Below are 9,255 nucleotides of genomic sequence, written 5' to 3'. Positions count from 1 at the left end.
ATGCCATTGTAGGGGCACGGCATTGCCGTGCCCCTACAGCAACTATTCCCTACTAAGAGGCTGAAAAATGAAGGCTACGTAGGCAGGCTTCGTTCGCGTAGCTACGACTTTAGTCGCCTGACGTTTTTACTTTGACTTCACTGCAACAGCTTTCTTTCTGGCTTCATATCCAACGCCTATTAAGCAGAATAAGAGTAAAGCTAAGGTACTCGAAAACTCTGGGGTTTCAGCACTTGCCTTACTTGCTTTCACTTTATTTGTCTTAGTTTCTACTAAGGTTAGATAAGTTAAGCTATCGAATTTACGCGAAAACTTACCTTGAATAAAAGCTTCAGCAGTTTCTTCGTTGCCTCCAAAAGAAGTCTCTAAAAAAACTTTATTTGGCTTAACGGTTACGTTGGCGCTCTTCTCATAAGCAAGAAAATCACCAGGTTCTAATGTCTTTAGTTTTCCGGCTAAGCTAAAAAAGTCTAAAGGAATCCAAGTCTTCGTATCTTTATTATTTTGGGTGTTATATAACTGAAAATTTACCTCGCCAGACGCACTAGCATATTCAAATTCTGGTTCGTCAATAGAGGTTTTAAGACCTAAAAAAGCTGAAAAATCGAAAGAGAAAGTTTGACCTGCATTTACTAGAAAGTTATAGCCAATCACTCCAGCTACGCTTTTCACCTGTCCAAAATAGCTCTTACCTTCGCCCTCAATTTTACTTAAAGAGAAATTGAAAGCGGAGGTTTTTTTAGGGGAGGGATCGGCTGTAAATTCTGCAAAGGCATCAGCATCGGCAGTCACCTCACTACTGCTTGTAAATATCTCAGTAAAAGCCTCAGTAAAAGCCTCCACCTCAACAGGTGAGTGGCTAAATTTATTCAGTTCTACTGTCGCTTCAGACTTGGCTAGAGTTGCAGCCCAACCAGGCGCAGCAACGAACGCAGAGCTAGCCATCAAAGGCGTTGCGAACAGCAAGAAGCGTAAGCTGGGACGTTGTTTGGTTATCATAAAAACCTTATTTCCTTATGTCACTAAAATTTTGGGTATGAGAATTTTGACCTGCTGAAAGTTGCAGATCGAAGCGATGAACTAACAAAGGAACAATTTCACCTAGACTGTTTTCAATAACAATAAACAGTCTGTTTGTTAAATGGAGGTCTCCATTTAACAAGCCTTTGGGTTACGCTGAAAAGACTGACGAGAAAAGTTTCTATTGCACTTTAGCAAAGAAATACTTAAGGACTTTCACGTAAGTATCATAATCCCAATTCTCTAAAATTAGAGTAAAGCTCCAGTAAATATACTGAAATACTTTTTAAAGATTTGATGAAGTAGGAATGGTCATTCGGATGCTGAACAAAATGAAAAAATTGCCGTTCTATCTATTGGTTCTACAAGGAGTGTTGTTCGGGATAGAGCTACAAGTAACAGCGCAGGCGCTGGTGCCTCTAAAAGCGGTGGAAAGGTTGGGCGGTCGCCAACAGATGCGATCGCTTGAGGCTGCTGTTACCAAGAAGCAGCTATCTGGAAGCCAGAAGTCAGACCGTTTTACTAATAAATTGCAACAGATTCCTCTCGATCGGGGAAGCGCAAATAAGTTGCCTCAAACAAGTGAATGGGTATCAGCGCCAGAAATTCCTGCTTCTGTCACGTCTCCGTATTCTTACGTATGGGTCATCAAAGACAGCCAAAAGCAGCCAGAGCAACAGCCTTTTGCCTGGATGGTCAAAGATGCCAAGAAACAGTATGGGGAGAGCAGTACGGTGCCGCTACAACCAATACTGGGGTTGCTGAAAGATATCAACCAAGTAGCGCCTCTTCAGATGGCTGACGCGGGTAAAGTTACTAAAAAGTCTGGGTTTGATGAAATCGTTAAAAATACGGAGAAGGTGGAAGGGTTGTTTACCCTCTACCGCAACAAGAAGACGGGAAAAATCTACCTGGAAATCAAGCCAGAACAGTTAAATAAAAACTTCCTCGGTACCGTGACGATGGAATCGGGGATTGGAGAACGCGGTATTTACAGCGGAGTTCCCCTGAATGATTTCCTGTTTTATTTTCGTCGCGTGAACGACAACTTACACTTTGTGGTTCGCAATGTTAACTTTCGCACGCGCTCTGGGGAGCCGCAAGAGCGATCGCTCAACCGGGCGTTTAGCGACTCTGTCCTCTACTCGCTGGACATCAAAGCGACTCATTCGCAACGCAAAACCCTGCTTATCGATATGGGGGACTTACTCCTGACCGATTTGCCAGGGTTAACCTCAATGTTAAAAACGTTTTTGGATACTTCCTACCGCCTCGACAGTAGCAAGTCGTATTTCGACACCGCCAAAGCCTTTCCCCTCAATATCGAAATTTCCTCGGTTTATGGTTTCTCATCGACAAGTAGCGAGGACGCAAATTTAGCGACTTTGCCCGATAGCAGGGCACTCAGCCTTAAAGTCCATTACAGTTTATCCCAGCTACCGGAAAACAACGGCTATATTCCGCGTCTTGCCGACGACCGGATTGGCTACTTTATTACTGCTTATAAGGACTTCTCCAACGACAACCGCAGAGAACCTTTTGTTCGTTATATTCATCGCTGGCACTTGGAAAAGCAAGATCCGAAAGCATCCTTGTCACCACCCAAGAAACCAATTGTCTTCTGGATTGAGAATTCTGTCCCGGTTGAGTACCGCGACTCCATCCGCGAAGGCGTTCTGATGTGGAACAAAGCTTTTGAGAAGGCGGGATTTAAGGACGCCATTGAAGTGCGGCAAATGCCGGATAATGCCACCTGGAGTCCCGCAGATGTCCGCTACAACACGATTCGCTGGATCAATTCTTTAGATGGATATTCTGCCAGGGGGCCATCGCGTGTCAATCCGCTGACTGGCGAAATTTTAGACGCCGACATCATTGTAGATGCCAACATGGTGCAATCGATTAAGCAACGATATCGCACCCTTGTCGAGTCAAGCCAGCCGTCGGGAACCGGGTTATTTTCCCAAATTGCGGAGAATCCCAATCTCTGCAACGGATTGGAAAGAGGAAAAACAGAGGGAAATTCTCAATCATCTACCCCTGATTTTTCGCAACTCCTGCAAGACCACGATCTCTGCTATGGCATGAAAGCGGCTACTCAATCGGCGATGGGCGCGATCGCATTATCGCTGGTTCACAATGTCTTGCCTAACAGCAACGAAATGAAAGAATTTGTGCATCAGTATATCCGCCACCTGATTTCCCACGAAATTGGACATACTTTAGGGTTGCGGCACAACTTCCACGGTAGCACGCTGCTAAAGCCAGAAGAATTGAACAACACCGACATCACGCGCATCAAAGGAATGGTGAGTTCGGTGATGGATTACGTTCCCGTCAACTTGGCACCCGAAGGCGTGAAGCAAGGAGAGTATTATCCAGGCGTTGTTGGCCCTTATGACAAATGGGCGATTGAGTACGGTTATAAACCGAGTGGGGCAACGAATTTTGTGGCTGAAAAGCGATTTTTAGAGCAAATTGCCTCCAAATCGCCCGAATCAGAATACGCCTATGCGACGGATGAAGACATCTTGGATCTCGATCCGGGTGCCAGCCTTTGGGATTTGAGTGGCGATGTGCTGCGCTACTCACAGTCGCAGATGGACAACGCCCGGATGATGTGGGGGCGTTTGGATAAGCGTTACCCGTTGCGGGGAGATAGCTATGAAGAAATGCGCGTGTTGTTTAACACGATACTAAGTTACTACTTCAGTAACGCTAATTTGATGAGTCAATACATTGGTGGACAGTCATTTAGCCGCAATCACGCCGGAGATCCCAACGGGCGTTTGCCGTTTAAACCTGTGCCGCTAGAAAAACAGCGCGATGCATTGACAAAAATAGGAAAATATGTGTTTGCCGCAGACGCTTTTGATTTTCCGCCGGAATTACTCAATCAGTTAGCACCGTCGCGCTGGAGACACTGGGGAAATCCGATCCCGATTTTCCGACTGGATTATCCGATTCATGAAAACCTGCTGTTGCAGCAACGTCGCGTATTGCGATCGCTTCTATCCGAAGATCGCCTAAATCGTCTGCGCGACATTGAACTGAAAACGAAACCAGGAGAAGCGCTGACGCTACCAGAACTCTTCGACACCCTGCAAAATAGCATTTGGACAGAGGTACAGCAATCCGATCGCAAACCCGCGAATATTTCCAGCCTCCGCCGTTCCTTGCAACGCGAACATCTAGAAATCATGCTGGGGATGGTGTTGCGGACTGAATCGGTACCGGAAGATGCCCGAACGTTGGCATGGTACGAACTGCAACAACTGCGGAAATCGCTGGATAGTGCATCGAAGCAGAAGAACCTCGACACCTATACCAAAGCCCACCTTCTGGAAACACGCGATCGCATTAACAAAGCCTTAAACGCCCAGTTGGAATCGAAGTGAATCTGCGATCAACGATAAATGGTGCAACGTGAAAGAGAAAACCTAACTCCCTTTTTCCTTCCCTACAAGGGAAAGGGGAAAGAACTCTTTGCCCCTCTCCTTGCAAGAGAGGGGTTGGGGAGAGGTTCACCAAGATGTATTGGGGAAGTCAATCAGACAGTAACGCGCCGCGTCACTGTAAACTTTTTTGTTTTTTTTGACGGATAGTATTTTTGAACACTGGAACGGGAACCTTAAACAGGGAGACGTTGATGCATTTAAAGATGGTGTTGAAGATGACGCTCAACTTTAGCGTGCAACATAGCTCTTTAGATTTTGTTGAAGAGAAATCAAAGGATTTATGTTCTGTTTTTAGTCCCCCTTAGAGGAGGTTTATAAAGTACCTGGTGAAGGGAAATCAAAAAAATACAAATTATTCGTAGCCAAGCAGATTTAGAAAATCCGGAATTTTAAAATTTGGGTGGGTAGGTTTCCTATATGTATCTGGTACAGACCCTCTGCTAAAGCCACGAACAGGCTCTAGAGACGACAATGGCATCTCTATTTTCCAAACCCATCATTGTTCCGACTTGAATTAGTAATCGTCAATCAGTTTAAAGACAAAATGAAAAAATCGCCATTCTACGTGTTTTTCCTTCTGGGACTATTCTTCGCAAATGTTTCTTCAGCTAAAGCAGCTATTACAAACACCCAGAAGCCAGTCGTAACCTCTGAGGTTTTAGCTAAAGATATAAATATAGAAAAATCGGATTTTCAATCCTTCGATGAGACGGTTAAAAACACTCAAAAGCTGGAAGGATTATTTACCCTTTACCGAAACAAACAAACCGGCACAATATATTTAGAAATTAAACCAGAACAGCTCAATAAAAACTACCTTGCCACCATTACCTTAGACTCCGGGATTGGCGAACGCGGTCTTTACAGTGGAATGCCGCTGCAAGATATGCTTTTCTACTTTCGCCGGGTCAACAACAATTTGCACTTTGCCGTCCGCAACGTGAACTTCCGTACCAGTCCCGGCAATCCAGAAAAGCGATCGCTAGAACGAGCCTTTTCTGACTCCGTTCTCAGTTCCCTGAAAATTATCAGCATTCATCCGCAACGCCAAACCATTCTCGTCGATCTGGGGAACCTGCTACTAAGCGATTTACCTGGATTAAGTTCGTATTTAAAAACTGCTTTGGAGGTTCCCTACCAGCTAGAAGAAGACAAAACCTACTTCGGTGCTGCCAAAGCTTTCCCCCTGAACATGGAGATTGAGTCGATTTACGGGTTCTCCAACCCTAGTGGAGAGACCGGGGTTTACCTGCCGACGCTGCCTGACAGTCGCGCCCTTTCCCTGAAGGTACATTACAGTATCTCCCAGCTACCGGAAAACAACGGCTATATTCCGCGTCTTGCCGACGAACGGGTTGGCTACTTCACGACGGTTTACAAGGATTTTTCCAGTAAGAGTGGCAAAGATCCGTTTGTGCGCTACATCCAGCGCTGGAATCTAGAAAAGCAAGATCCCGCAGCTTCCCTGTCGCCACCCAAAAAACCAATTGTCTTCTGGATTGAAAATACTGTCCCGGTTGAGTACCGCGACGCTATCCGCGAGGGCGTTTTGATGTGGAACGCCGCGTTTGAGAAGGCGGGATTCAAGGATGCGATCGCAGTGCAGCAGATGCCAGAAAATGCGACTTGGGACCCGGCTGATGTGCGCTACAACACGATTCGCTGGTTCAATTCTTTGGATGCCGCATTTGCATTAGGGCCGTCGCGGGTTAACCCGTTGACTGGGGAAATCTTGGATGCTGACATTATCGTGGACGCTGACTTTGTGAATTCGTTCAAGCAGGAATATCGCCACTTGATCGAACCGAACCAGAAGGGGAACAGCAGTATTTGTAACCGTGGCTTCTTGCCTTCTCACTCGTCTAAACAAGGTGCAGCGCGGGGTGGTGCCAACAGACAGGTAAAACCTTCGTTATTAGAGCATGATGGTCACAACGATCGATGCAAGGGAATGCAATTTGCCAATCAGATGGCAGTTGGGTCGCTGTCGCTGTCACTATTGCAGAATGTCAGTCCCAGAAGCGATCGCATGAAAGAGTATATTCATCAATTTGTGCGATTGCTCATTGCTCACGAAGTTGGACACACTCTAGGCTTAAGACACAACTTCCGTGGCAGTACTCTCCTAACACCAGAGGAATTGAACAACACCGACATCACCCGCGCGAAGGGGATGGTGAGTTCCGTCATGGACTATCTGCCACCCAACTTGGCACCCCAAGGCGTCAAGCAAGGAGATTACTATACCAGCAAGGTGGGCGCTTATGACGAGTGGGCGATTGAGTATGGCTACAAACCCAGCGGTGGGGTAGTTCCCATCGCCGAACAGCGGTTTCTTGATGAGATTGCCAAGAAATCGAGTCAGCCGGAATTGGCTTATGCCTCCGATGAGGACAGCTTTGACCTCGATCCCACCGTGAACCAATATGACCTGAGTGGCGATCCGCTGGGCTATGCGCGATCGCAACTGGATATCGACCGCCAGCTATGGGATCGTCTCAATAAAGGGTATCCCGGCACCGGCGAAAGTTACAGCGAAGTCAGCGATCGCTTTAACACCGCGTTTATGCACTATTTGCAAAACGTGTTCTTGATTACTAAATATATTGGTGGACAATCGTTTTACCGGGATCGCCCCGGAAACCGCAACGGACGCTTACCCTTTGAACCTGTGCCAGTCGCCAAGCAGCGAGAAGCCTTGGCAGCATTGCAAAAGTATGTCTTTGCGGAAGACGCTTTTAATTTCCCGCCGGATCTACTCAATAAGTTAGCACCCTCGCGCTGGATGGATTGGAGCAATAATATTGCAATTAATCGCCTTGATTTTCCGGTTCACGACAGCATCTTCTTCCCGCAAAGCATTGTTTTGAGAGAAGTGCTATCGGGCGATCGCCTCAACCGTCTGCGCGACTTGGAACTGAAGAGTCAGCCAAATCAAGCGCTGACGCTACCAGAACTATTTAATACCTTGCACAGTGACCTTTGGAGTGAGTTGCAGCCAGCAGATAGCAAGTCGGTGAAGATATCCAGCTTTCGTCGGGCTTTGCAGCGAGAACATTTGCAAATACTAATCGGCATGGTATTGCGGACTGAGGACGTGCCAGAAGACGCCCGAACGCTTGCCTGGTCGAAATTGCGCCAATTGCGCGAAGACATCAACGGTAGCCTCAGGCACCGGAGTGGGAACTTAGATGAATATACCAAAGCCCACCTGCAAGAAACACGCGACCGCATCTCTAAAGCCTTAGATGCTCAGATGCAATCAAATTAAAGTCACAGGTCAAGAGTCATTTAACTAATGATTCCTGACCTGTGACAAATAATCATTAGTCATTAGTCTGTTGCAATAACTAAGGACTAAGGACTAAGGACTAACTATTTTTTGATGCTCCTGGAATCGCAATATCTATCGACGTAACATTGGGAGTGATGCTGGTTAGAGGCGGCTGAATTGCAGCAGCATTTCCAACCACCAGCGTAACAATGTTATTTGGCTGGAGATATTTTTCAGCAACCCGTTGAATATCCTCAATCGTGGTTGCTTCCACGTCGCGCTGGTAACGAAAGATAAAATCCTTCGGGTAGCCGTAATATTCATATCGCATCAATCGCGACAGAGTTTGGCTGGGATCTTGGAACTTAAAAACAAAAGAATTGAGTTCCGATTCCTTGGCGTAGGAAAGTTCTGCTGGCGTCACCGAAGTTGTGCGAATGCGCTCGATTTCCGATAAAACGCCCTTAATGAAGGGCACAGTCGCATCAGAGCGAGTCTGTCCCCCAGCAAGGAATACGCCTGGGTAGTCATATTGAGCGCCCCAATAACCGTACACCGTGTAAGCAAGACCTTGGCGCGATCGCACTTCGTTAAACAACCGTCCGCCAAAACCGTTTAACACTCCATTTAATACTGACAGAGCCGCATAGTCAGGACTGTTCAATTGACCGCCCAGATGACCCATGACAATATTACTCTGGGTTAGCTGCGGCTGATTTACCAGAAACACGCCTCCCCGCTTTGCCTGTTCCGCCCCTGGTATCGGTGGAGTTTGCGCTGTGCCTTTTGGCTTCCAGTTCCCAAACTTTTCCTGGATCATCTGACGCATCGCCTTACTGTCAAAATCCCCCACGATGCCCAGAATCATATTCTTCGGATGAAAATATTTCTGGTAGAAACTGATTAAGTCATCGCGAGAAATGTTGTCTAACGTTGCATATTCTACGGTGCGAGCATAGGGGCTATTGTTGCCGTAGACTAATTTCTCAAATTCGCGGGAAGCAATGTCACCCGGATCGTCATTCCGCCGCGCAATTTCACCGCGCTGTTGCGTCTTGGCTAAATCTAGCTTTTCCTGTGCAAAAATCGGCTCTTGGATTACCTCAGCAAACAAACTAAATACGTCCTTCAAGTCTTCAGAGAGCGTCGTAAAGTCAGCACTACCCGTAGTGCTAACAATACTGCTCTCTACCGAAGCGGCGCGCTGTTCCAGCAATTGGTTCAGTTCATTGCTGGAGTGCTTCGCAGTTCCACCAGTCCGCAGGACTTCCCCAACCAACGTAGCCAAACCTACCTCGTTTTCTGGTTCCAGACGAGCGCCGGTGCGAATCATTGCCGTGCCACTCACGAGGGGAAGTTCGCGATCTTCCATCAGATACACAATCATCCCATTGTCCATCTGATAGCGCGTGTACGGGGGTACCTGAATTTCCGGCAATGGCGGAAACTTCAACTCCGTATAATGCCGCGCTGTATCCGCTACCGCTGGCATCAAAAATGTCA

The 9,255-nt window shown here is 46.9% G+C and carries 4 protein-coding genes; 2 read left to right on the top strand and 2 right to left on the bottom strand.

Annotated features, from left to right (window positions below; genetic code table 11):
* Positions 1 to 126 precede the first annotated feature (126 nt).
* A complete protein-coding gene (locus tag NDA06_RS20795) occupies positions 127 to 999 on the bottom strand; it encodes a hypothetical protein (RefSeq protein ID WP_190985304.1) in 873 nt (290 codons plus the stop codon).
* Between the two features lie 353 nt (positions 1,000 to 1,352).
* Between NDA06_RS20795 and NDA06_RS20790 the strand changes: the two genes are divergently transcribed.
* Positions 1,353 to 4,418, top strand: a complete 3,066-nt coding sequence (locus tag NDA06_RS20790) for a zinc-dependent metalloprotease (protein WP_190985323.1) — start codon at positions 1,353 to 1,355, stop codon at positions 4,416 to 4,418.
* A gap of 604 nt (positions 4,419 to 5,022) precedes the next feature.
* Entirely contained in the window at positions 5,023 to 7,749 is a 2,727-nt protein-coding gene (locus tag NDA06_RS20785; protein ID WP_190985303.1) for a zinc-dependent metalloprotease, read from the top strand.
* A 100-nt stretch (positions 7,750 to 7,849) separates the two neighbouring features.
* Here NDA06_RS20785 and NDA06_RS20780 read toward each other — a convergent pair whose 3' ends face one another.
* On the bottom strand, positions 7,850 to 9,244 hold the full coding sequence (locus tag NDA06_RS20780; RefSeq protein WP_242047397.1) for a pitrilysin family protein: 1,395 nt from the start codon (positions 9,242 to 9,244) through the stop codon (positions 7,850 to 7,852).
* Positions 9,245 to 9,255 lie beyond the last annotated feature (11 nt).

The sequence above is a fragment of the Trichocoleus sp. ST-U1 genome (genome assembly GCF_039961835.1).
Lineage (GTDB): Bacteria > Cyanobacteriota > Cyanobacteriia > Cyanobacteriales > FACHB-T130 > FACHB-T130.
Note: the sequence above shows the minus strand (reverse complement) of the source record. Positions and strands in the feature narration are given on the sequence as shown.